Source organism: Agrobacterium sp. AGB01 (assembly GCF_014851585.1).
GTDB lineage: Bacteria > Pseudomonadota > Alphaproteobacteria > Rhizobiales > Rhizobiaceae > Agrobacterium.
Map to the genome: position 1 here is coordinate 103064 of NZ_JACVAB010000001.1, position 22367 is coordinate 125430.

The 22367-nt window shown below is 54.9% G+C and carries 20 protein-coding genes; 11 read left to right on the forward strand and 9 right to left on the reverse strand.

The window, feature by feature from the left end; translation table 11 throughout:
* Positions 1–11: 11 nt before the first annotated feature.
* Positions 12–2351, forward strand: a complete 2340-nt coding sequence (locus IB237_RS00515; RefSeq protein WP_192486674.1) for a methyl-accepting chemotaxis protein — start codon at positions 12–14, stop codon at positions 2349–2351.
* A 99-nt stretch (positions 2352–2450) separates the two neighbouring features.
* On the opposite strand, the gene IB237_RS00520 is transcribed toward IB237_RS00515, so the two are convergent.
* Positions 2451–3392: a nucleoside hydrolase gene (locus IB237_RS00520; RefSeq protein ID WP_192486675.1), complete on the reverse strand. Its 942-nt coding sequence runs from the start codon at positions 3390–3392 to the stop codon at positions 2451–2453.
* A 189-nt stretch (positions 3393–3581) separates the two neighbouring features.
* Here IB237_RS00520 and IB237_RS00525 point away from each other — a divergent pair, with 189 nt between their 5' ends.
* Positions 3582–4007 (forward strand): Hsp20 family protein, encoded by a 426-nt coding sequence (locus tag IB237_RS00525; protein WP_192486676.1) that lies wholly within the window; start codon positions 3582–3584, stop codon positions 4005–4007.
* Positions 4008–4138: 131 nt separating this feature from the next.
* Positions 4139–4396 carry a DUF1150 family protein gene (locus IB237_RS00530; protein ID WP_192486677.1) on the forward strand — a complete coding sequence of 86 codons (258 nt, stop codon included), beginning with the start codon at positions 4139–4141 and terminating at the stop codon, positions 4394–4396.
* A gap of 96 nt (positions 4397–4492) precedes the next feature.
* Here the strand turns inward: IB237_RS00530 and IB237_RS00535 are convergent, their stop codons facing one another.
* Positions 4493–5089, reverse strand: a complete 597-nt coding sequence (locus IB237_RS00535) for an EF-hand domain-containing protein (RefSeq protein ID WP_192486678.1) — start codon at positions 5087–5089, stop codon at positions 4493–4495.
* A gap of 123 nt (positions 5090–5212) precedes the next feature.
* On the reverse strand, positions 5213–5938 hold the full coding sequence (locus tag IB237_RS00540; RefSeq protein WP_192486679.1) for a pyrimidine 5'-nucleotidase: 726 nt from the start codon (positions 5936–5938) through the stop codon (positions 5213–5215).
* A 208-nt stretch (positions 5939–6146) separates the two neighbouring features.
* Here IB237_RS00540 and IB237_RS00545 point away from each other — a divergent pair, with 208 nt between their 5' ends.
* On the forward strand, positions 6147–7049 hold the full coding sequence (locus tag IB237_RS00545; RefSeq protein ID WP_192487801.1) for a DMT family transporter: 903 nt from the start codon (positions 6147–6149) through the stop codon (positions 7047–7049).
* A gap of 68 nt (positions 7050–7117) precedes the next feature.
* Here IB237_RS00545 and argB read toward each other — a convergent pair whose 3' ends face one another.
* The gene (gene argB, locus IB237_RS00550; RefSeq protein WP_192486680.1) at positions 7118–8002 is read right to left on the reverse strand and encodes an acetylglutamate kinase; all 885 of its coding nucleotides are present in this window, start codon (positions 8000–8002) and stop codon (positions 7118–7120) included.
* Positions 8003–8233: 231 nt separating this feature from the next.
* Here argB and IB237_RS00555 point away from each other — a divergent pair, with 231 nt between their 5' ends.
* Positions 8234–8605, forward strand: a complete 372-nt coding sequence (locus IB237_RS00555) for a hypothetical protein (protein WP_192486681.1) — start codon at positions 8234–8236, stop codon at positions 8603–8605.
* 17 nt (positions 8606–8622) lie between these two features.
* Here the strand turns inward: IB237_RS00555 and yihA are convergent, their stop codons facing one another.
* From yihA to rpmH, 4 genes are read right to left on the reverse strand one after another with little or no spacing between them, the layout of a single operon-like run.
* Complete coding sequence (gene yihA, locus IB237_RS00560) at positions 8623–9276, reverse strand: ribosome biogenesis GTP-binding protein YihA/YsxC (RefSeq protein WP_192486682.1); 654 nt, start codon at positions 9274–9276, stop codon at positions 8623–8625.
* A complete protein-coding gene (gene yidC, locus IB237_RS00565) occupies positions 9273–11075 on the reverse strand; it encodes a membrane protein insertase YidC (protein WP_192486683.1) in 1803 nt (600 codons plus the stop codon). The genes yihA and yidC overlap by 4 nt, the downstream gene beginning before the upstream one ends.
* On the reverse strand, positions 11075–11458 hold the full coding sequence (rnpA, locus tag IB237_RS00570) for a ribonuclease P protein component (RefSeq protein WP_192486684.1): 384 nt from the start codon (positions 11456–11458) through the stop codon (positions 11075–11077). The genes yidC and rnpA overlap by 1 nt, the downstream gene beginning before the upstream one ends.
* Positions 11459–11491: 33 nt before the next feature.
* The gene (gene rpmH / locus IB237_RS00575; RefSeq protein ID WP_111839965.1) at positions 11492–11629 is read right to left on the reverse strand and encodes a 50S ribosomal protein L34; all 138 of its coding nucleotides are present in this window, start codon (positions 11627–11629) and stop codon (positions 11492–11494) included.
* Between the two features lie 373 nt (positions 11630–12002).
* Here rpmH and IB237_RS00580 point away from each other — a divergent pair, with 373 nt between their 5' ends.
* Positions 12003–14021: a methyl-accepting chemotaxis protein gene (locus tag IB237_RS00580; RefSeq protein ID WP_192486685.1), complete on the forward strand. Its 2019-nt coding sequence runs from the start codon at positions 12003–12005 to the stop codon at positions 14019–14021.
* Positions 14022–14269: 248 nt separating this feature from the next.
* Positions 14270–15697 carry a HAMP domain-containing sensor histidine kinase gene (locus IB237_RS00585; protein ID WP_192487802.1) on the forward strand — a complete coding sequence of 476 codons (1428 nt, stop codon included), beginning with the start codon at positions 14270–14272 and terminating at the stop codon, positions 15695–15697.
* Positions 15698–15722: 25 nt separating this feature from the next.
* On the opposite strand, the gene ppk2 is transcribed toward IB237_RS00585, so the two are convergent.
* Positions 15723–16604, reverse strand: a complete 882-nt coding sequence (gene ppk2, locus IB237_RS00590) for a polyphosphate kinase 2 (RefSeq protein ID WP_192486686.1) — start codon at positions 16602–16604, stop codon at positions 15723–15725.
* A 276-nt stretch (positions 16605–16880) separates the two neighbouring features.
* Between ppk2 and phoR the strand changes: the two genes are divergently transcribed.
* From phoR to pstA, 4 genes are all read left to right on the forward strand, one after another.
* Entirely contained in the window at positions 16881–18152 is a 1272-nt protein-coding gene (gene phoR, locus IB237_RS00595) for a phosphate regulon sensor histidine kinase PhoR (RefSeq protein WP_371815212.1), read from the forward strand.
* 191 nt (positions 18153–18343) lie between these two features.
* The gene (locus IB237_RS00600) at positions 18344–19378 is read left to right on the forward strand and encodes a substrate-binding domain-containing protein (RefSeq protein ID WP_192486687.1); all 1035 of its coding nucleotides are present in this window, start codon (positions 18344–18346) and stop codon (positions 19376–19378) included.
* A 182-nt stretch (positions 19379–19560) separates the two neighbouring features.
* Positions 19561–21045: a phosphate ABC transporter permease subunit PstC gene (gene pstC / locus IB237_RS00605; RefSeq protein WP_192486688.1), complete on the forward strand. Its 1485-nt coding sequence runs from the start codon at positions 19561–19563 to the stop codon at positions 21043–21045.
* Complete coding sequence (gene pstA, locus IB237_RS00610; RefSeq protein ID WP_192486689.1) at positions 21042–22367, forward strand: phosphate ABC transporter permease PstA; 1326 nt, start codon at positions 21042–21044, stop codon at positions 22365–22367. Before pstC ends, pstA begins: the two co-directional genes overlap by 4 nt.

Genomic DNA, 22367 nt, shown 5'->3' on the forward strand with positions numbered 1-22367 from the left:
TTGAGGCAATGATGTTCAATATCAAGATCAGGTCGCTTTCGACCAAGCTGATTCTTGCTACAGGCGGTGCCATTGCAACGGTTCTCGTTGCATCCAATTCATTTCTTATCCTTCAGACCAGCGAACGTGTGCACGCGCTGACGATGGAGCAGGCCAACACGGAAGCGCGCGCGATCGCCAACACCATCTCCGCAGATGTCGGGGAAATGGCAAGTGCGGCGCGTTCCATGGCCGGCGTTATCGGACGTGCCCATGAGGGCAAGTCGATGGACCGCCCCGGTATCGTCAACACCCTCAAAGCCAATGTTGAACAGAACGCATTTGCGTTCGGCAGCTGGTTCTGCGAGCAGATCGGCCTGTTCGATGGCCAGACGACGGAACTGGCGGGCAAGACCGAACTTGGCATGAACGCCAATGGCGCATTTGCGCCTTACTGGTCGAAAACCCAGACCAACGAAATTCAGTTCTCGACTTTCAACAATGACTACGCCGCTGAATGGTATTCGCTGGCGGCAAAAACCGGCAAAGGTGCTATTACCCAGCCTTATCTGGCAGAAGGTACGCAGGTTCCGACTACCATGACCTCGCTTGCCTATCCGGTTTTGTCCGGTGGCAAGATGATTGGTGTGGCAGGCGTCGATATCTCGCTGGCATCGCTCTCGACCAAGCTGCAGGCCATCCATCCATTCGGAACTGGGCGAGTGACTCTGGTATCGCAGGGCGGACAATGGTTGGTGCCGCCCTCTGCTGATCTCAATATGAAGGCCTATGCCGATAATGGCGCAGATACCGTCAAGGCTGCGATTTCCAATAGCACTGGCGGGCTGATAGAAAATCTCGGCATGGATACCGACACACCGTTCAACCGTCTGGTCTATCCATTCGCCGTTCCGGGCCTCAATGCCACGTGGGTCGTGCTTGTCGATATCCCGCACAGCGCACTCAATGCGCCGGTCAATGAGCAGACCTTCCTGATGGTGATCGGCGCGCTGGTTATTCTGGCGGCGGTTATCACGACGCTTTATTTCGCCGTACGCTTCTTCGTCCGCAATCCGCTTGCAGCCCTGGTAAAGGACGTGAAGACGCTGGAAAATGGCCAGTACGACCACACGGTGTCCGGCCAGCAAAGACTGGATGAGACCGGTGAGGTCGCTAAAGCGCTGGAAGGTTTCCGTGTCAAACTGGCAGATTCCTTGCGCATCCAGCAGGATGCGGATCATCAGCGCACTGCGGCAGAGGTTGAGCGCAACCGCTCTGAAGCCGAGCGAAATGAAAGCGGCCGCATCCAGATGCATATCGTTTCAGCGCTTGGCAGCGGTCTGAATGAACTTTCAATGGGCAATCTCGCCTTCCGTATTACGGATGACTTCCCAGGCGAATACGCAAAGCTCAAGACCGATTTCAATTCAGCCCTGACCAGCCTTGAAGACACGATGATGACTGTTAACGCAACCGTGTTCAGCATCGGCAATGGTACCGGTGAAATCACCCGTGCTGCCAGCGATCTGTCACACCGTACGGAACAGCAGGCGGCAAGCCTTGAAGAAACCGCCGCAGCACTGAACGAGCTGACTGCTCAGGTCAACTCCAGTGCCGAAAATGCCCAACGTGCGGCTGAGACCGTCAATCACGCCTGTGATGATGCTGGAAAGTCCGGTGACGTCGTCAAGCAGGCCGTCAATTCCATGAACGGCATTGCCCAGTCCTCGCAGGAAATTTCCCGGATTATCGGCGTTATCGATGAGATTGCGTTTCAGACCAATCTGCTGGCACTGAATGCCGGTGTTGAAGCGGCCCGTGCCGGTGAGGCCGGCAAGGGTTTTGCGGTTGTTGCGCAGGAAGTGCGTGAATTGGCGCAGCGTTCCGCAACCGCGGCCAAGGAAATCAAGGCACTCATCAACACCTCGTCCACACAGGTGCATGAGGGTGTTGATCTCGTCGGTCGTGCTGGCGAAACAATGGACCGTATTGCCGTGCAGGTCATGGAGATTAACGGATTGATCCGACAGATTTCGGCTTCTGCCAGCGAGCAGGCCGTCGGTCTGAAGGAGATCAACTCAGCGGTCAACCAGATGGATCAGGTGACCCAGCAGAACGCTGCGATGGTCGAAGAAACGACCGCTGCCAGCGTGACGTTGAATGGCGAAGCGGACACGCTGAAATCGCTGGTGGCGAAGTTTGCGGTGTCTGGAAATGCCGGCCATCCATTGCACTCTGTCGCCAACACCATGCGTTCTGCCGCCGCGCCTGCACCGTCACATCAGGTTAAAAGAGCCCCGGTGTCAGCGCGTGCCGCGCCGCGCGTGTCGGGTGCCAATGCGCTGGCGGAAGCAGATTGGACTGAGTTCTGAGCCAAGCCTGACCAGACAAACCAAGGTTTGCCGAACAAAAAAGCCACCGGCGCAATCCGGTGGCTTTTTCATGGGGGTCTTGGTGATGTCAGCACCGCATTAGAGGCGGGCGAAACGCTCGGTCAGAAGCGCAAAGAAACCGTCTGCATCAACGCCACCCATCACACGGGCATTGCGCTTGCGATCAGTCACGTGCCACCAATCAACGACTGTTGCGCCAATCGTCAGTTCAGAGCTGACTTCGATCTCGACATTGCAATCACGGCCGGTGAACAGTTCCGGCTTGATCAGGTAGGCAATAACCGACGGATCGTGCAGTGGCCCGCCATCCGAGCCATATTTCTCGACATCGAAACGCTCGAAAAATTCCAGCATGCCAACCATGGCCAGCGCCGGACGTGTGCCGATGTCGCGAATTTTCGCGACGCGTTCCTTTGTTGTCAGCAACTTGTGTGTCACATCAAGCGGCATCATGACGATTGGAATACCGGAACGGAACACGATGTCGGCCGCCTGTGGGTCGACATAGATGTTGAATTCTGCAGCTGGCGTGATGTTGCCGCCTTCAAAATAGCCGCCGCCCATCATCACCAGTTCTTTGACGCGCGGAGCGATCTCAGGTGCCTTGTTGAGGGCCGTGGCAATGTTGGTCAGGGCGCCCAGTGTGCACAGTGTGACTGTGCCAGCCGGTTCGCGCAGCAACGTCTCGATGATGAAATCAACTGCATGCTGGTCCTGCACCGGCATGGTCGGTTCATCGAAGTCAGCGCCATCGAGGCCCGTACTGCCGTGGACGTGTTCGGCGGTAATCGGTTCACGCACCAGCGGGCGCTCTGCGCCTTCGTAAACCGGAACGTCGGTACGATTGGACAATTCGCAGATAATGCGGACATTACGACTGGTCAGACGCAATGGCACGTTGCCGGCAACGGCTGTCAGGCCCAGAACTTCAAGCTCCGGGCTCGCCAGTGCCAGCATGATGGCAGCTGCATCGTCTTGGCCGGGATCCGTGTCGATAATGATTTTTCTGCGTTCGGTCATGGTGCGCCTGCAATTGAGTGAGGTGGTTCTTTTCGACCGTTCCGAAGTGGATTGTCAAGTTGGCTCGACAGAAGCTGCGGATGTGTCACCACGCGGCCTTGCAGGGCAGGCTTTCTCTTCCCATATGGAAGTTTGCGAGTGCCGATTGACGGGTTCGCAAAACGTCGCTTGGGTAAACAAGGACAGAAGATGAGCCGTATGACGCCTTTTGGTAGCCCGATGGTGCTGGGTTTCGATGCTATCGAAAAGACCCTTGAGCGCATGATCAAGGGCAATGACGGCTATCCCCCCTACAATATAGAGAGATTGCATGGCGAAGACGGAAAACACGATGTCTTGCGCATAACTATCGCTGTTGCCGGCTTTTCCGAAGAAGAGCTTGATGTCACGACAGTCGAAAATCAACTCATCATCCGTGGGCGCCAGCAAGAACAGGAAAAACGCGACTTTCTCTATCGCGGTATTGCCGCCCGGCAGTTCCAGCGCGTTTTTGTTCTGGCTGAGGGCATGAAGGTTGGCGAAGCGCGTCTGCGCAATGGCCTGCTTTCTATTGATCTCGTTCGTCCGGAAATTTCCCATATGGTGAAGAAAATTAACATTTCCGTCTCACAGTAGGACGCAACGCACCGTCTGCTTGAACAAGGGCACTGAGTGCGACAGGTCTTGGCGGAACAGTACAGACGTTCATGAGAACGTAAGGTTCCGAAGGGCGCTGGTGACAGCGTTCGCAAATGTGGAGGCATAAAATGCTTTTGAAGGATGCGCATTCGCGCCTTACGCAGTCACAGCTTGCTCATATCGGGGCAGGTGAGGTGGGTTATATCAGACGCATGCGCGCTGAAGAAATCAGCCGTTGTTTTCCTGAAGCGCCTGATGTCGACCCGCAGCTTGACCTTTGGGCATTGTTCGGTGCCGATGGTACACCGATCCTGCTGACTGACAATCGTTCCAGCACCTTCTTCAAGGCTGCCGAAGATCACCTCAAGACCGTAAGTCTTCACTGATCGCTTCGTTACACGGAGCTGCGTGTGCAGCTTAATGGACCATGAGGCCCGCCAGGCAAGAAACCGGGCGGGCATTATTTTTTAGATCATGTCCGTTCAGGGGAATGGACGGTCTGGCATGTCGTCAATGCTGATGACACCATCCTTGTTGCGATCCAGTCGTTCAAACAGTTTTGCACTGGCTTCAGTAACCTCGGCCTTGCTGAGCTGACCATTTTCGTCCTTGTCCGCCATACGGATCAGCATGAAACCGGCACCCTTGCCGCCGTGACGACCTTCACCCCAGCCTTTGCCACCATGACGACCCTCGCCGTGACGGCGGTCATCATTCTTGGCGTGCTCTTCATGCTTTTTATCTTTGGGAGCATCGGCATTTGCGCGTTCCGGACGCGGGTTATTGGCACGGAATTCCTCGAACTTCGCCTTGCGGTATTCGCGCATTTCCTTTGGCGTGATCGAGCCGTCCTTGTCCTTGTCGACTTCGGTAAACAGGGCTTCCTGTCTCGCGTCAAATTCCGCCTTGGATATTTTACCGTCCTTGTCGGTGTCGGCCACTTTCAGCAAATGAATGAACAGCGCCTCACGCGGCATCGGCGGGTGCCGATCCCTTGGTGCGGCAAAACTGGCCACTGTTGTGCTGCCGAGAACAAGTGCTGCACCAAGAGCGGTGAGGGTGATCTTTTTTGTAGTCATCGCTAGTACCTTTCCTTTGGTGTCCCTGAGGAAAAAGTAATGGCGCATGACGCTCCACACCACTTAAACATCCGTAATGTGGGTGACGATTTTGTAATGTTAAAGCAGGCTTATCTGCCTTTTTTAAACCGGATTTTTCATTCCCGTCAGATGGGTTAGGAACGATGTAAGATCATCAGTGATGTAATCGATGTGGGCATCGGTTTCGCCGGGAATTTCCCATCGTTCCATGACGATGCCTTCCAGATTGCGCGGCACCAGCAACACTGTCTTCATGCCAAGCGCCTTTGGCGCTGACAGATTGCGTGGCAAGTCTTCAAACATCGCGGCTTTGTTTGTTTCGAGCTTGGTCAGGGCCGCAAACTTTTCATAGGTCGCGCTGGCAGGTTTGGGCAGGTAGCCTGCGGCAACAATATCGAAAATATCTTCGAACTGATCGAGAATACCCAGTGCCCCTGCGGCGGCTTGGGCGTGTTTTACGCTGCCATTGGTCAGAATGAACTTGCGGCCCGGAAGCGCCTTGATTGCCTCACCCAGCTCCGGATGTGGCAGAAGCGGCGAATAGTCGATGGCATGTGCCTTCTCGAGGAAGTCATTGGGATCAATGCCATAATGGATCATCAACCCCTGCAGGGTGGTGCCGTGCTCGTGATAATACCGTTTTTGCAAAGCCCTGGCCTCGTCGGCCTCCAATTGCAACAGCTCTGACACGTAGGCGGTCATGTTGCGATCAATCTGTTCGAACAAATTGATGTGGTGCGGGTACAGAGTGTTATCGAGGTCAAACACCCAGTCGCGTACATGGTCGAAATCAGAGTTCTGAGGGAGATTGTGTGGCTTTGCTGTCATAGCTTTCTTATGCACCCTCGCCACGGCAAAGAAAATCGAAAAGGTGACGGCTTGCACCGCTTTCCGGGCTTGGGGCCTGCAAGTGCAGCGTGATAAAGCACAATACGTCCTACAGGACGCTAAAAGGACGCTCTAACCTATGGAAGCTTCGCACCGAGCTTTCCGGAAATCCTGTCCGATTTTCGAGCCGATGCTGTCGTCAAACATCATGGAACTCTGGATACCCATCACTATCGCTGCGGCCTTCATGCAGAACCTGCGCTCGGCATTGCAGAAGCATTTGCAGGGCTCGCTCGGCACACGCGGTGCGAGCTTTGTGCGGTTCGGCTACGGCTTTCCGATTGCCATCGCCTATGTGCTATTTCTGTATTTCACAGCCGCGCAGACATTCCCCAGCTTTCATGCGGCCTTTTTTGCTTGGGCAGTGATCGGTGGACTGGCGCAAATCTTCGCCACGATGCTGCTGGTGCATCTGTTCTCGCTGAGGAATTTCGCGGTCGGTACCGCCTACTCGAAGACCGAGCCGGTGCAGGCAGCCCTGTTCGGTTTCATACTGTTGGGTGAAAAGCTGACGACGGGTACCATCGCGGCAATCTTTGTCGGTGTCATCGGAGTAATGACAATTTCCATGGCGCGCATGCCGCTTTCGTGGCGCAATACACTGACGGCCCTGACCAGCCGGACAGCCCTGATCGGCATCGCGTCTGGCGGTGTTTTTGGTATTTCAGCAGTCGCCTATCGTAGCGCGTCGCTGTCTCTGGAAGGCGCAGGGCCAATCATGTCGGCCGCTGTCACGCTTGCCTGCGTCACCACTTTTCAGACGGCCTTCATGCTGGTCTGGATGGCATGGAAAGACAAACGGGAAATCGTGCAGGTTCTTGTCACATGGCGCTCGTCGGCGCTGGTGGGAATAGCTGGTGTGGTCGGATCGGCGTGTTGGTTTACGGCGATGACCTTGCAGCAGGTGGCCTATGTGCGGGCGCTCGGCCAGATCGAACTGGTTTTCACCTTCATGGCGTCATGGTTTCTGTTTCGCGAACGGATAAATGCCATGGAGCTTGCAGGATGCCTGCTGATCGTCAGCGGCATCTTGGGCCTGCTGTTCTGGTAAAAAACGCCCGGCCGGAAAGTAAAGCCACTTTCCGGCCGGGCGCACATGAAACGGGCATGGTGCAGTGATCAGGGAACGATCAGCGTGCCGGCACCTTCGGTGAAGATTTCCAGCAGAACCGAATGGGCAGTCTTGCCATTGAGAATGACGACGCCCTGAACACCTGCTTTGATCGCATCAATGCAGGTTTCAACCTTGGGGATCATGCCGCCGGAAATCGTGCCGTCCTTGATCAGCGCGCGGGCCTGCGAGACGGTCAGTTCCTTGATGAGTTCCTTGTTCTTGTCCAGAACGCCTTCAACGTCGGTGAGGAAAAGCAGGCGTGTGGCGTGCAGCGCACCAGCGATAGCACCGGCAAAGGTGTCGGCGTTGATGTTGTAGGTCGCGCCATCACGACCCGGTGCAACAGGTGCGATAACCGGGATCATCTCGGACTTGGCAAGCAGGTCCAGAAGCGTGCGGTCGACTTCAACAACTTCGCCCACGAAGCCGAGATCGAGAACGCGCTCTATGTTGCTGTCCGGGTCGATAACCGTCTTTTTGGCCTTTTCAGCAAACACCATGTTGCCGTCCTTGCCGCACAGACCGATAGCCCATTCGCCGGTCTGGTTAATCAGGGCAACGATTTCCTTGTTGATCGAACCGGCCAGAACCATTTCAACGATTTCGACGGTCTTGGCGTCAGTAACGCGCAGACCGTTTTCAAACTTCGATTCAATGCCCATCTTGGCCAGCATCGCGCCGATCTGCGGACCGCCGCCGTGCACGACGATAGGGTTGATACCGGACTGCTTGAGAAGTGCGATGTCTTCGGCGAAGGCCTTGCCCAGTGCAGGATCGCCCATGGCATGGCCGCCATATTTCACGACGATGGTTTTATTTTCGTATTTCTGCATGAAGGGCAGGGCTTGCGCCAGAAGCCGTGCTTGCATTTCGCTTTCAGAACTTGCCATAGAAAAACCCTCGTCGTTGGTTGCGGCCTTTTAGCGCAAGTTTTTGACGGAGGGAATAATCTCAAACGCTTAATGTGCCTGACGGACGTTAAAACCATAAATTCCGCGAGGGTGTGATTTTCCGGCGATTGACAGGCGCGGGGAATAGGCAGAGCTTGGTTGGATAGGACACATTGTGCGGGAGGCGCATGTGTCAAAACAACAAAAGTGATGACAGGGAGTGGACGGCAGATGACCATGCCGGACAGCAACAAACAAAGTGGTATGAAAGACGAGATCCTGGCCGGAGAATATGTGCTGGGTGCATTACCGCCAGATGTGCATGAGCAATTGACGCGCCGTATCCGGCAGGATCGGTCATTTGCACTGATGGTCAGCCGCTGGCAAGCCAATTTGCAGCAGGTGGCGTTTGAAGAACAGGCCACTCACACAGCCTATGCCGGGAAATTACAGACACAGACTGCAGCGATTGCGATGATGCAGGCGCGGCAACACGCGACAAAAAGACTGACTCTGGCGTATCTTTGGAATTCTGTGCGCTTCTGGCGCGCCATCGCCTTCGGGGCGATATTTTTTGCGGTACTCCTGTCATTCATGAACTGAATGACAGGAGCTGTATCTCAGACGTAGCCGACAGTCCGCACTATTTCAGCCCGCAATTCATCAAGACCGGATGACTTTTCCGACGATGTGGCAAGCACTTCCGGGTAAGCGGCAGGGTGCTTGCGGATTTTCTCAAGAGTTTCGCTCATCAGACGCGGTACGCCAGCTTCCTTGATCTTGTCGGTCTTGGTCAGAACGAGCTGATAGGAAATGGCGGCCTTGTCCAGAAGCGTAAACACTTCGTCGTCGTTTTTCTTCACGCCGTGGCGGGAATCGATCAGCACATAAACGCGCTTCAACGTCGCACGGCCACGCAGGTAGTCAAAGACCAGCTTGGTCCATGCATCGACCTGCTCTTTCGGAGCCTGTGCGTATCCGTAACCGGGCATATCGACCAGCGCCATCGGCGGAAGATCGTTTTCCTGGCCCGAATAACCGTCCGGCACGAAGTAGTTGAGTTCCTGCGTACGGCCCGGCGTGTTCGATGTGCGGGCCAGACCCTTATGGCCAACCAGCGCATTGATAAGCGAGGACTTTCCCACGTTGGAGCGCCCGGCAAATGCGATTTCCGGCGGTCCCTCAGGCGGCAGGAACTTCATGGCGGGTACACCGCGAATGAAGATCCATGGCCGTCCGAATAGCGGTTTTTCCTGAGGTAAACCTGTCGTCATTTCGGTTCGGCCGTTTTGCGTTTGAACAAGCCCTTGAGATTGTCAAACAGCTCAATCTTTGCGCCATGACGCTTCATGATAAGTGCCTGCTGGCTGATCGACAGGGTGTTGTTCCATGCCCAGTAAATAACCAGACCGGCCGGGAAGGAAGCGAGCATGAACGTGAAGATCAGCGGCATCCAGGTGAAGATCATGGCCTGTGTTGGATCTGGCGGGGTCGGGTTCATGCGCATCTGCAGGAACATCGTGATACCCATGATGAGCGGCCATACACCAATCATCAGGAAGTGTGGTACGTCGTACGGCAGCAGACCGAACAGATTGAACAGCGAGGTCGGATCTGGCGCGGAAAGGTCGTGGATCCAGCCAAAGAACGGCGCATGGCGCATTTCGATGGTAACGTAGATAACCTTGTAGAGCGCGAAGAATACCGGGATCTGCAGCAGCATCGGCCAGCAACCGGCCACCGGGTTGATCTTCTCTTCCTTGTAAAGCGCCATCATCGCCTGCTGCAATGCCATGCGGTCATCGCCATGCTTGGCCTTCAGCTCTTCCATTTTCGGCTGCATGCGCTTCATGTTAGCCATGGAAGCGTACTGCTTGCTTGCAAGCGGGAAGAACAGCGCCTTCACGACGATGGTCGTCATCAGGATCGCAACACCGAAGTTGCCAAAATAACGGAAGAAGAAGTCCATCATTTTGAACATTGGCTTGGTGATGAAGTAGAACCAGCCCCAGTCGATCATCAGATCGAAGCGCGGGATGGACAGCGATGTTTCATAGCGGTCGACCAGCGGAACTTCCTTGGCGCCTGCAAATACCAGGCTCTTCAGTTCCGTGGACTGGCCAGGGGCGACCGTAATGGCGTCGGTACGATAATCGGCCTGGTAACGGGGCTGACCATCGGTGAAGTGCGAATAACGGCCTTCGAAAGGTACGGTCTGCGGCGGAACAATCGCTGCTGCCCAGTACTTGTCGGTGATACCGATCCAGCCGCCAGTGCCCTTAGGCAGGGTAAGCGCGCCTTCTTCCGCCTTCTTGTAAGTCTCTTCCGTCAGGCTGGCATCAGGACCAGTCACACCGATGAAGCCTTCATGAATAACGAAAACAGACGGGGTGGTCGGCTTGTTGTTACGTGTCACGCGGCCGTAAGTGGAGAAGGAAACAGCTTCCTGTCCCGGGTTCTCGACCTTGTCGGCAACGGTAATCATGTAGTGTTCATCAATCGAAATGGTACGGGTGAAAACCACGCCCTTTTCGTTGGTGAAGGAAAGCGTAACCGGTGTCGTCTCGGTCAACTTGTCGCCAGAAGCGACAGTCCAGACAGTCGACGGGCCTGGTACAGAGCCTGCGCCTTCGCCGGCAATGTAACCAAGCTCAGTAAAGTAACCGTCCTTGCTGTCCGATGGAGAAAACAGCGTGATGATCGGGCTCGAGTCATCAACGGTCTCATGGTAGTCCTTGAGACGGATGTCATCGAGGCGTGCGCCTGTCAGATTGATCGAACCGGCAACTGCGCTGGTATCGATTGTGATACGCTGTGACTTGGCCAGGGATTCTTCGCGGGTCGCGGTTGCGGCTGGCTGGCCTGCAGCACCTGGGAGCGTGCCGTCTACCGTTGCACCCGACGTTGTCGACGCGGCGCCATTGGCTGCCTGGGTCTGTTCAACCTGTGCCTTGCGCGCTTCTTCAGCCAGACGTTGCTGTTCTATGCGCGGGTTCATGTAAAAGAATTGCCAGGCAAGGACGATGACAACCGAAAGGGCTATCGCGATGAAGTAATTGCGGTTCTTTTCCATCATTCTTTCCTGGAGCGGGTCTCCTGGGACCGTTTCGGTTTCCCACGGCCTTCGATACGATCGGCAAGCTGGGAGGACAGTTGGGCGAAAGGTGTTTTCAACACGTCACGCCGTGCGACAATCACATAGTCATGTCCGGGTTTCATTGCAAACCCGGCTGACAGCCTGACGGCTTCCTTGAGGCGACGGCGCATTCGATTGCGCTCGACCGCATTGCCTTGCTTTTTGGTGACCGTAAAACCGACACGAGCGTCGCTCTCAGGTTCTTTGCGGTCAAGAACTTCAAGAAGGAAATTTGCCCCCTTGCGTCTCTCTCCCTTTTGCACGGCAAGAAAATCCGGCCGGTTTTTCAACCGCCCGGGGGATTTCTTCGTCTCAGTCATCTGCCCGCGACTTTTCAATCGGGCAATCGGCAATTAAGCCGACAGACGGGCGCGGCCGCGTGTGCGGCGAGCAGCCAGAACCTTACGACCACCAGCGGTAGCCATACGGGCACGGAAACCATGACGGCGCTTGCGAACAAGCTTGGATGGTTGGAATGTACGCTTCGACATTTATTTAATACCGCGGTGTGCGGCCCTTCTTGGCTTTGCCCTTATGGGCAGGAGCGTTTCGATTGATGCCCGGCACGCGCATTAAGCGCATAATAGCCAGACGTGCGGGCTTATAAGGGCTTAAGACCTCTAAAGTCAATTGCTGAACCGCAGCTGGTTTTGTCTGCAAGATAAACAGCCGGAACGACTTTGCCGCGTAGCAGGAACAATTGCATCACTTCAGAATGTATAAATTTTGTTCCAGCAACGGCAAGTAATTAAAATCGGAAATTCTTTCTTAATGGTGCGTAGATAAATGTTGTTGTGACGAAAGGTCATGGCGGCTTCCTTTTTTCACTATTGCGTGAGGGGGCAGCACTTTGGAGGGATTGCAGTGAAAATTCGGGGCAAGATTAATCTTCTCGTGGGGCTTTTAAGCCTTGTCGCGTGTACCATCGGGGGCTTGTCTATCTATGCCGTCAATGAGTACCACAGCCGGGTTGTTGCTTTTGATGCGGCTGCCGATCGTGCGCATAAGGGGGAATCGCTCAATCGTCTGGTAACCGCCGTTGTTATGGAAGCACGCGGTATCTATGCGGCAAAGGACACAGCAACCGCATCGAAGTTTGGCGATGGCCTATTGAAGAACCTCGATTCCATGGAAAGTCTGATTGCCGCCTGGAAGCCAATGGTTCCTGCTGCACAGTCCGCCGCCTTCTCCAATCTTGAAAGCCGTTTTGCCGAATTCAGGAAGTTCCGTACCGAAACAGTCCGTCTTGGTCGCGATGTCAGCCCGCAAGCGGCCAATGAACAGGGTAATAATGACGCCAACCGCGAAAACCGTAAAGCTTATCAGGTTGATATCGACGCAATCGTCAAGGCTGACGTCGACGAGTTGAATGCGCTAAAAGCCGGTATCGAGAATTTTGGTCAGGCGATGTTCTGGATCGTGTCTCTGGTGACGGCTGCCGGCGTTATCGTTGGTTCGGCTTTTGGCCTTTACATTGGCTCCAAGCAACTGAGCGGCCCTATTCTTAAAGTCTCCGGCGTGATGAATGCTGTCGCTGAAGGTGATCTGGAGGCGGATGTCCCTTATCTTGACCGTAAGGATGAGATTGGTGAAATGGCCGCCGCTGTTGAAGTCTTCAAGCGCAATGGTCTTCAAGTGCGCCAGATGAATGCGCAGGAAGCTGCCATGCGAGCAAAGAGCGATGATCTTCAAGCCGGTATGGCCGAAGTTGTCGGCGCTGCCGCAGAAGGTGACTTCAGCCGCCGTATCAACAAGGATTACGGTGACGACAATCTCAATCGCTTCGCGCAAAACATCAATACGCTGCTGGTCAGCGTTGATAATGGCGTATCCGAAACCGGCCGCGTTATTGCAAGCCTCGCTGATGGTGATCTGACGCAGAGCATGCGTGGTGAATTCCACGGTGTGTTCGGTGAACTTCAGGGCAACGTCAACAATACCCTCGCCAAGCTGCGCGTCACTATGAGCGACGTTCGTTTGGGCACGCATAGTATTAATGACAGCGGTCTCGAACTCCGCTCGGCTGCCGACGATCTTTCCAAGCGTACAGAACAGCAGGCTGCGGCACTGGAAGAAACCTCTGCCGCTCTGGACGAGATTACCGCCGTCGTACGTAACTCGACCTCGCGAGCTCAGGAAGCAAGCACCATGGTTTCCGAGGCCAAGGAAACAACCGAGAAGTCTGGCAAGGTGGTTCGTGAAGCCGTTTCGGCCATGGGGCGTATCGAGCAGGCATCGCGTGAAATCAGCCAGATCATCAACGTCATTGATGAGATCGCTTTCCAGACCAATCTCTTGGCACTGAATGCCGGTGTTGAAGCCGCCCGTGCTGGCGAAGCTGGCAAGGGCTTTGCGGTTGTTGCGCAGGAAGTGCGTGAACTGGCGCAGCGCTCTGCAAACGCTGCCAAGGATATCAAGGCGCTGATTACCAAGTCCGGTTCTGAAGTGTCGCAGGGCGTAACACTGGTTCAAAAAACCGGTGAAGCGCTGGATGAAATCGAAAGCCGTGTTCTGAGCATCAATGAGCACATTCACTCGATTGCAACAGCTGCCAAGGAACAGTCGACAGGCCTGCAGGAAGTCAACACTGCCATCAACCAGATGGACCAGGTCACACAACGTAATGCGGCCATGGTCGAGGAAACTTCTGCCTCAACCCATAAGCTGACGGAAGAAGCTGGCAATCTGATGCGTTTGGTCAGCCAGTTCAGAGTTGGCGAGGGTAACCCGGTTGCACAGTCCCGTCCGACACTTGCCCGTTCCGGTCAGAATGGCGCGACGGCGGTTGCCTCTCCAGCCCGCCGCATGATGGGTGATGTTGCCCGCGCGTTTAACGGATCGGCTGCTGTTGCCCAGAATACCCGCGAATGGGAAGATTTCTGATATCGTGAGAGATCAGCGGTATCCTCAGTGAAATAACAAACGCCACCTTTTCAGGTGGCGTTTCTGTGTTATGGCGAGGAACGTGTTGGCAGGCATTGGAAAAACTCGGATGACCCCTTATTATGTCTGTCAGATAATGCCCAACGGATGCCCAACACCTTGGATGTGGCATCGCAGACAGGAATGAGCCGGTGTTTTCAGAAGGAGCAGACAAGGCAGGTCAAGCATTGGAGAAAGCTCCCAATGACATGCCGGGGCTGACCAAAGGTCTGTCCGGACGTCTGCTGCTCTTGACCGTGATTTTTATCATGGTGGCGGAAGTGCTGATTTTTCCACCATCTGTCGCCAACATGCGCCTGTCCTGGCTCAATGACCGTCTCAACACGGCTGCTGCGGCCGGTGCCGTCATCGATGGTTTACAAGCGGAACTTCCTCGCTCCGTGCAGGATGACACATTGTCGGCAATAGGCGCAAAGCTGATTGCCCTTCGTAAAGACGGAACCTCGCGTCTTCTGGCGGCGACCGAAATGCCACCAAGTGTCGATCAGCAGTTTGATCTCTCCCACGTGTCGCAACTCGGCGCCGTCAGGGATGCCTTCTCCACTCTGCTTTTTGGTGGTGATCGCATGATGCGGGTGTTCGGCGTGGTCGGTGAGACCGACACCATTATTGAGCTTGTCATGCCGGACAAACATCTGCGTAAGGCAATGCTGGCCTATGCTGGCAATGTGTTTCTCCTGTCGATAGTCCTTTCGCTGATTACCTCATTTCTTATCTTCGTTTCGATCAATCGCATCATGATCCGGCCAATTCGCCGTATCACCCGTGGCATCCAGGACTTTTCAGAACAGCCGGATAATCCGTCACGGATTTTCACTCCCGATAATGGTCCTGATGAGCTTTCGGTGGCCGGACGGCATCTTGCCGATATGCAGACACAGCTTCACCGGACGTTGAAGCAGCAGAAAAACCTCGCGGACCTCGGTCTTGCCGTATCCAAGATCAATCATGACATGCGCAATATTCTGTCATCGGCGCAACTGATGTCGGACAGACTGGTGGACGTAAACGATCCAATGGTCCGCAGTTTTGCGCCCAAGCTTCTGCGAACCATCGACAGGGCCGTTGGTTACACCAACGAAGTTCTGACCTACGGGCAGGCCACCGAAGCTGCGCCAAGGCGTCGTCCGTTGAGACTGAGCACAACGCTGCAAGAAGTGCGCGATATTCTGGCCATTGGCCCGCAAAGTGGCATTGAGTTTGTGTCGCAGCTGCAGTCGGAACTGGTTGTCGATGCCGATGCAGAGCAGCTGTTCCGCATTATTCACAATATCTGTCGCAACGCGGTGGAAGCATTGTTGAATATGGAGTGGGACGAAAGCATGCCACCGCGCACGCTCATTGTCTCCGGCCAGCGCAACGGCAATTCTGTCAGCATCACCATTGATGATAATGGCCCAGGGATGCCGCTCAAGGCACGTGAAAACCTGTTTTCGGCGTTTCGTGGCTCTGCTCGCTCCGGCGGGACGGGCCTTGGCCTCGTCATTGCCCGTGAACTTGTACTTGCCCATGGTGGTACGATTGCGCTGGTGGAAAAGCCGGAGCCGGGAACCCGTTTTCGCATCGAAATATCGGATCGGGCCGTCACAACCGAAACCGGAATGAAAACGGCCTGATCTTTATAAAGACGTCAGTGATTTTTTACTTCAAAAAGTCAGGACCGAAACCAAGGATTTTGTCATCGATATCGCCGATGGCCTTTTTATCTTTACCCTCGTAATCGATCGATTTGAGAATGTGCTGGATGACATTGATGCGTGCGCGCCTTTTGTCGTTGGCACGGACAATTGTCCATGGCGCGTCATCCGTATGGGTCTTATCCAGCATCTGGTCGCGCATTGCGGTGTAATCATCCCACTTTGTCAGCGCAGCGATGTCCATATCCGACAGTTTCCAGCATTTCAGCGGGCTGTGACGGCGATCATGGAAACGCTCGATCTGAGTTTCACGACCAATATCCAGCCAGAACTTGAAGAAATGCACATCGTCATGGACGATCATTTTTTCCAGCCGTGGCGTTTCCTTCAGGAAGCGTTTGTGTTCTTCCGGCGTACAAAAACCCATGATCGGTTCAACACCGGCACGGTTGTACCATGAGCGGTCAAACAGCACGAGTTCGCCCGCTGTCGGAAAATGAGAGATGTAACGCTGGAAATACCATTGACCGCGTTCGGTTTCCGTCGGCTTGGTCAGCGCAACAACCCGTGCGGAGCGAGGATTGAGGTAGGCCTTGGTAGCGAAAATCGTGCCGCCCTTACCGGCAGCGTCACGGCCTTCGAAGACCGCCATGACCTTCTTGCCTGTCGATTGAAGCCAGAACTGCACCTTTACCAGTTCAATCTGCAACGCTTCCAGCGCATTGTCATAATCTTCGCGCTTCATTTTCTTGTCGTAGGGATAACCTCCGGCGGAAAGTTTGGCGTCTTCGACCCAGGAGGGCAAGGTTGGGTCATCAATATCGAATGTCCGTGTCTTGCCATTGATATCAAGCTCAACTGCCCGTTTCTTGCTGGTATCAGCCATGGTATCTCCCTTTTCCACGCGTACAGAACGTGTAATTATCAACCGATCAACACATATTGCATGTTGAAATTCAAGTAATTTCAGGGACAGGTTTTTGTCGCCGGCTAAGGAAAATGGCCCTTTTTTATTCTCGGGGATAATGAGCTGTTTAATAACCGCTGGCTTGATGAATATCTGTCATGAAGTCACGATATGACGGATCGATGCGCCAAACGTTACGCGATTCTGCGGACATGATGTGCAATGCATTATAACTGGCGACGTTTGGAAGCGGACATGGCAATGGCGACGGATGACAACAACAATGCTGGCAACAGTGTCATCGCTAAGATGGGACGGAACTGGCTCGTTATCTTGTCCATGACCTTGCTGGCGCTTCTGGCTGTTCTGGAAAAAGGTTCGCCCTGGCTGGTGGGCGGCGCTTGGATATTGGCGCTGGTCGCATTGTTGCTGCGCGATAAATCAGCGCGTCCGGAAATCCCCCGCATGCTGCCACCTGTTGTCGTCGAAGCGGATGATGCGGTGCCGGAAAGCTTCGCCAGCTTCAAGGCCGGTCTCGCCGTGCTGGACAGCCCGATCTTCATTCTGGACAAGTCTGCGGCCATTCTGTTTGAAAACGAGGCTGCTGAAAAAATCTTCGGTCAGCTTACCACCGGCACGCATATTTCCGCCCGCCTGCGTTCGCCCAGCATACTGGACATGATCCGCGAAACCATCATGACTGGAGAGCCGAACCAGATCGAGCATTCCGAAAGACTGCCGTCCCAACAGGTCTTTATTGTCCGTATTGCACCGGCGGACCTACTGAAATCGCAGGACAAACGTTATTACATCCTTTCGTTCCGCGACATTTCCGAACTTCGTCGTATCGACCGCATGCGCAGCGACTTCGTTGCCAATGCCAGCCATGAACTGCGTACACCGCTCGCTTCTTTGCGTGGATTTATTGAAACCATGTTGGGACCAGCCAAGAATGATCCTGCGGCGCAGACGCGCTTTCTGGGTATCATGCTGGATCAGGCAACCCGCATGAGCCGTCTGGTTGATGATCTCATGTCATTGTCGCGGCTTGAGCTACGCGCTCATATCGCTCCGGATCAGAAGGTCGATCTTGTGCCGCTTCTCGGACATGTGCGGGATGCTCTGGTGCCGTTGGCCAATGAACTTGATGTCTCGATCAATCTGCATGTGCCCGAAGTGGCCGTCGAAGTGCAGGGCGAGCGCGACGAATTGGTGCAGGTATTCCAGAACTTGGTTGAGAACGCCTGTAAATACGGCCAGGAAGGCAAGGTCGTCGATATCCGGCTGAAGACACCGCCCGGAAAGCCGGTAGAAGTCAGCGTTATTGATAAGGGGCCGGGCATTCCCAAGGAACATTTGCCACGTTTGACGGAGCGGTTTTATCGCGTGAGCGTCACCGACAGTCGCTCCAAAAAAGGTACAGGTCTCGGTCTTGCGATCGTCAAGCATATCCTGACGCGCCATCGGGCACGGTTGATCGTGAAATCCGAATTGGGCGAAGGAACCGAGTTTACCGTTAGATTCTGACATACTCAGTCATCAAATTTCTGAGCTGATATAAAATGACGTTTTATATCAATGGGTTGACGTGTCACAAATGTTTCATTGAAATGACATAAAAGCATAAGCTAAGCGCGGCTAATAAGGACGCGCCGAACGCAGGAAAGTGCGAGTGCCGCATAGGCTGCGTCCTTACAAACCCATCATGGGAGAGACAAATGAACATTGTTAAATTGACCGCAGCAGCTTTGGTGGCTTCCGTTGCATTTGCAGGCGCCGCCGCTGCTCGCGACCAGGTACAGATCGCAGGTTCTTCGACCGTTCTTCCATACGCGAAGATCGTTTCCGAGACGTTCTCTGAAACCTTCCCTGCCTTTAAGGCGCCAGTTGTTGAATCCGGTGGTACCGGTGGCGGCCTGAAGGCTTTCTGCTCCGGCGTTGGTGAAGGCACCATCGACGTTGCCAATGCTTCGCGCGCAATCAAGGGCGAAGAGCTCGAAGCTTGCAAGGCTGCTGGCGTCACTGAAGTTCAGGAAGTCAAGATCGGTTACGATGGCATCGTTTTTGCGATGGATTCGTCCAACCCAGACGTAAAGTTTGAGCCGAAGGACATCTACCTCGCTCTCGCAGCTGAAATCGTTCAGGACGGCAAGCTCGTTGCCAACCCTTACAAGAAGTGGTCCGAAATCAACAAGGAACTGCCTGATGTAGCAATCGCTGCTTACATCCCTGGTTCCAAGCACGGCACACGCGAAGTCTTCGAAGAGAAGATTATGGCTGAAGGCTGCAAGGAAGCTGGTGCAACTGACGCCATCAAGGGTCTGGTTGCTGATGCCAAGCAGGCTGCTGCTAAGTGCGTAGCTGTTCGCAAGGACGGCGCTTCGGTTGATATCGACGGCGACTACACAGAGACCCTGGCTCGTATCGACGCTAACAAGGCCGGTCTCGGCGTGTTCGGTCTGGCTTTCTACGAAAACAATGCTGACCGTCTGAAGGTTGCTACCATCAGCGGGGTCGTTCCTTCCACGGAAACCATTGCTTCTGGCGAATACCCAGTATCCCGTCCGCTGTTCTTCTACGTGAAGAAGGCTCACTTGGGCGTTATCCCAGGCCTGAAGGAATACGTTGAGTTCTTCACGTCTGAAGAAATGATCGGCCCAGACTCTCCGCTGGCCGCTTACGGTCTGGTTGCTGCGCCTGACGCAGAGCGCGACGAAATCCGCGCCAACTTCGAATCCGGTAAGACTCTCTAATATCTTGACGGCGCGGGGTTTTCCCCCGCGCCGTTTATTCCCTTGGGTGTCTGGCTTGTTCCGGTTTCACCCTTGGCGTATTGGGATTGTGAAAACGGTCAGGCTGCCCACAGAGGCGTGTTGTTTGCCACCGTTACGTTGTTTTGCTGCACCCTGCCGCCCCGGCATGCCGAGGAAATTTTATGAACACATCGATCCTTTTGCTCATACTGGCATTGATCGGCATTGCCAGCTACCTGCTTGGTAGCCGCCGTGCTGCGGCGCTTGCCGGCGGCCGTTCCGCCGTCATGCATTCCCGCTCGGGTTATCACGGTTCTTATGTTCTCTTGTGGGCCGTCATTCCAGCCGCCATCATTCTGGGTATCTGGCTGATTATCAGCCCGATGGTCATCACCTCCACCGTGCGTGCCGGTTTCCCGGAAGACGTTCGCGCCCAGTCGCAAGCCCAGCAGGGTCTGGCTTACGGCATGGTCGGCGCAATTGCGCGCGGCATGAACGCCCTTTCGGCTGAAGAACTCGCCGCGGTTGAGGCTGGCACGACAGATATCCGTCCGCTTCTGTCTACCCGTGGTATTGCCTTGGCCGGCGACCCTCAGCCCTACATGATCGTTTCTGCCAAGGAGCTGAACGACCTGACATCGATGAGCCGCATTGCGATGATGGTTGTGGTGCTTGGTCTGGCCCTTGGCGGTGCAGCCGTGTCTTTCCGTTCGATTGCGCCGCGCTTCCGCGCCCGTAACAGAGTGGAGAAGTTCATTCTGACCGGTCTGATACTTGCCTCTTCGATCGCGATCCTGACCACGGTCGGAATTATCCTGTCGATGCTGACGGAAGCGATCCAGTTCTTCAATATGGTGCCAGCACATGAGTTCTTCTTTGGAACCGTTTGGGACCCACGTTTTGCGGCCGCTGGTGCAACGGATAGTTCCGGTCAGTTTGGTCTCATCCCACTGTTGATGGGTACGCTGTACATCGGTCTGGTTGCCATGCTCGTGGCTGTACCGGTTGGCCTGTTCTCGGCCATCTACATGGCGGAATACGCTTCGCCGCGTGTTCGCTCGATGGCCAAGCCACTTCTCGAGGTGCTCGCTGGTATCCCAACCATCGTTTACGGCTTTTTCGCCCTGACGACAGTTGGTCCGTTCCTTCGTGACATCTCCACCCAGATCAACGGTCTGGCAACGGGTAACTACACCACGTTCATCCAGGCACAAAGTGTTCTGACCGCCGGTTTCGTTATGGGCATAATGCTCATTCCTTATGTGTCCTCGCTGTCGGACGATATCATCACCGCCGTGCCGCGTGCACTGCGTGACGGTTCGCTCGGCCTCGGTGCAACCCGTTCGGAAACCATCAAGCGCGTTGTTCTTCCAGCTGCCTTGCCGGGTATTGTTGGTGCCATCCTCATGACGGCATCGCGCGCTATCGGTGAAACCATGATCGTTGTTCTGGCCGCCGGTGTTGCCGCGCGCATCCAGTTCAACCCCTTTGAACCGATGACGACTGTGACCGTGAAAATCGTCAGCCAGTTGACGGGCGACCTTGAATTTACCTCGCCCCAGACGCTGGTTGCTTTTGCCCTCGGCATTACGCTTTTCACCATCACGCTTTGCCTCAATATCTACGCGCTCTACATCGTGCGCAAATACCGGGAGCAGTATGAATGACCGACGCAGTTTCCTCGCCGGCCTCCACTCCGTCTGCCAAGGCGTCCACAAACCGTCGCGATATCGGTATCAAGCGTCGCTACGCTGCTGAACGCCGGTTCCGTGCCTATGGTGTCGCTGCCATCTCGTTTGGCTTGATTTTTCTCGCGCTGTTGCTGTGGTCGGTTATTGGCAAGGGTTATACCGCTTTCCAGCAGACGATGATCACGGTGCCTGTCGAGTTCTCCGAGCAGGTTATCGACCCGAACAATGAGCGCGCTCAGAATCCGGCAAAGTTGATGACCGCCAACTATCCGATCCTGGCACGCGACGCTGTTGCCAAGGTTCTGGGTATTGCACCTGACAATCGTGCAGACCTGCGCGCTGTCAATGCCATGATCTCCGATAGCGTGCGCACGCAGCTTCGCGATATCGTGACCAAGGATCCGTCGGTTATCGGTACGACCCGCAACGTGTCGCTGCTGGCAGCGGGCGACATCGACTCTGCTTACAAGGGTCAGATCGACCTGTCTGTGGCCGAGGCCAGCCGCAAGGTAAAAGACAACCAGGTTGGCTGGATGAACCAGCTTGCTGAGGCTGGCCAGTTGGCCAAGCACTTCAACACCGGCATCTTCTTCAATGGCGCATCTAGCCGTCCGGAAGCCTCCGGCGTGGGCGTTGCGCTGATCGGCTCCTTCTACATGATGCTGATCGTTCTGGTGCTGTCGCTGCCAATCGGTGTTGCCGCTTCCATCTATCTGGAAGAGTTTGCTCCGAAGAACCGCTTCACCGACCTCATCGAAGTCAACATCAACAATCTCGCAGCCGTTCCGTCCATTGTGTACGGTCTGCTCGGTCTGTCGGTGTTTATCAACTTCATGGGCTTCCCACGTTCGGCATCGATTGTTGGTGGTCTGGTTCTGACCCTGATGACCCTGCCAACCATCATCATCGCTACCCGTGCTGCACTCAAGGCAGTTCCGCCATCCATCCGCGCTGCGGCCCTTGGCCTCGGTGCATCGAAAATGCAGACGATCTTCCATCACGTATTGCCTCTGGCCATGCCTGGTATTCTGACCGGCACGATCATTGGTCTCGCACACGCTCTGGGTGAAACCGCACCGCTGCTTCTCATCGGCATGGTGGCCTTCGTTGCCAACTACCCGACCACACCAATGGACCCTGCTACTGCCTTGCCAGTCCAGATCTACATGTGGGCAAATGAAGCAGAACGCGCTTTCGTAGAGCGTACCTCGGGAGCAATCATCATATTGCTTCTGTTCCTGATTGTTATGAATGTAGGCGCAATCCTTCTGCGTCGACGTTTCGAACGGCGCTGGTAA

What these genes read in the sequence shown, in the direction of transcription:
- IB237_RS00525 (WP_192486676.1), top strand. Translation starts at nt 3,582, where the DNA reads ATGAGCCGTATGACGCCTTTTGGTAGCCCGATGGTGCTGGGTTTCGAT.
- IB237_RS00530 (WP_192486677.1), top strand. Translation starts at nt 4,139, where the DNA reads ATGCTTTTGAAGGATGCGCATTCGCGCCTTACGCAGTCACAGCTTGCT.
- pstC (WP_192486688.1), top strand. Translation starts at nt 19,561, where the DNA reads ATGAACACATCGATCCTTTTGCTCATACTGGCATTGATCGGCATTGCC.
- IB237_RS00515 (WP_192486674.1), top strand. Translation starts at nt 12, where the DNA reads ATGTTCAATATCAAGATCAGGTCGCTTTCGACCAAGCTGATTCTTGCT.
- pstA (WP_192486689.1), top strand. Translation starts at nt 21,042, where the DNA reads ATGACCGACGCAGTTTCCTCGCCGGCCTCCACTCCGTCTGCCAAGGCG.
- yidC (WP_192486683.1), bottom strand. Translation starts at nt 11,075, where the DNA reads ATGGAAAAGAACCGCAATTACTTCATCGCGATAGCCCTTTCGGTTGTC.
- IB237_RS00540 (WP_192486679.1), bottom strand. Translation starts at nt 5,938, where the DNA reads ATGACAGCAAAGCCACACAATCTCCCTCAGAACTCTGATTTCGACCAT.
- phoR (WP_371815212.1), top strand. Translation starts at nt 16,881, where the DNA reads ATGGCAATGGCGACGGATGACAACAACAATGCTGGCAACAGTGTCATC.
- IB237_RS00545 (WP_192487801.1), top strand. Translation starts at nt 6,147, where the DNA reads ATGGAACTCTGGATACCCATCACTATCGCTGCGGCCTTCATGCAGAAC.
- ppk2 (WP_192486686.1), bottom strand. Translation starts at nt 16,604, where the DNA reads ATGGCTGATACCAGCAAGAAACGGGCAGTTGAGCTTGATATCAATGGC.
- rnpA (WP_192486684.1), bottom strand. Translation starts at nt 11,458, where the DNA reads ATGACTGAGACGAAGAAATCCCCCGGGCGGTTGAAAAACCGGCCGGAT.
- IB237_RS00520 (WP_192486675.1), bottom strand. Translation starts at nt 3,392, where the DNA reads ATGACCGAACGCAGAAAAATCATTATCGACACGGATCCCGGCCAAGAC.
- yihA (WP_192486682.1), bottom strand. Translation starts at nt 9,276, where the DNA reads ATGACGACAGGTTTACCTCAGGAAAAACCGCTATTCGGACGGCCATGG.
- IB237_RS00600 (WP_192486687.1), top strand. Translation starts at nt 18,344, where the DNA reads ATGAACATTGTTAAATTGACCGCAGCAGCTTTGGTGGCTTCCGTTGCA.
- argB (WP_192486680.1), bottom strand. Translation starts at nt 8,002, where the DNA reads ATGGCAAGTTCTGAAAGCGAAATGCAAGCACGGCTTCTGGCGCAAGCC.
- IB237_RS00585 (WP_192487802.1), top strand. Translation starts at nt 14,270, where the DNA reads ATGCCGGGGCTGACCAAAGGTCTGTCCGGACGTCTGCTGCTCTTGACC.
- rpmH (WP_111839965.1), bottom strand. Translation starts at nt 11,629, where the DNA reads ATGTCGAAGCGTACATTCCAACCATCCAAGCTTGTTCGCAAGCGCCGT.
- IB237_RS00535 (WP_192486678.1), bottom strand. Translation starts at nt 5,089, where the DNA reads ATGACTACAAAAAAGATCACCCTCACCGCTCTTGGTGCAGCACTTGTT.
- IB237_RS00555 (WP_192486681.1), top strand. Translation starts at nt 8,234, where the DNA reads ATGACCATGCCGGACAGCAACAAACAAAGTGGTATGAAAGACGAGATC.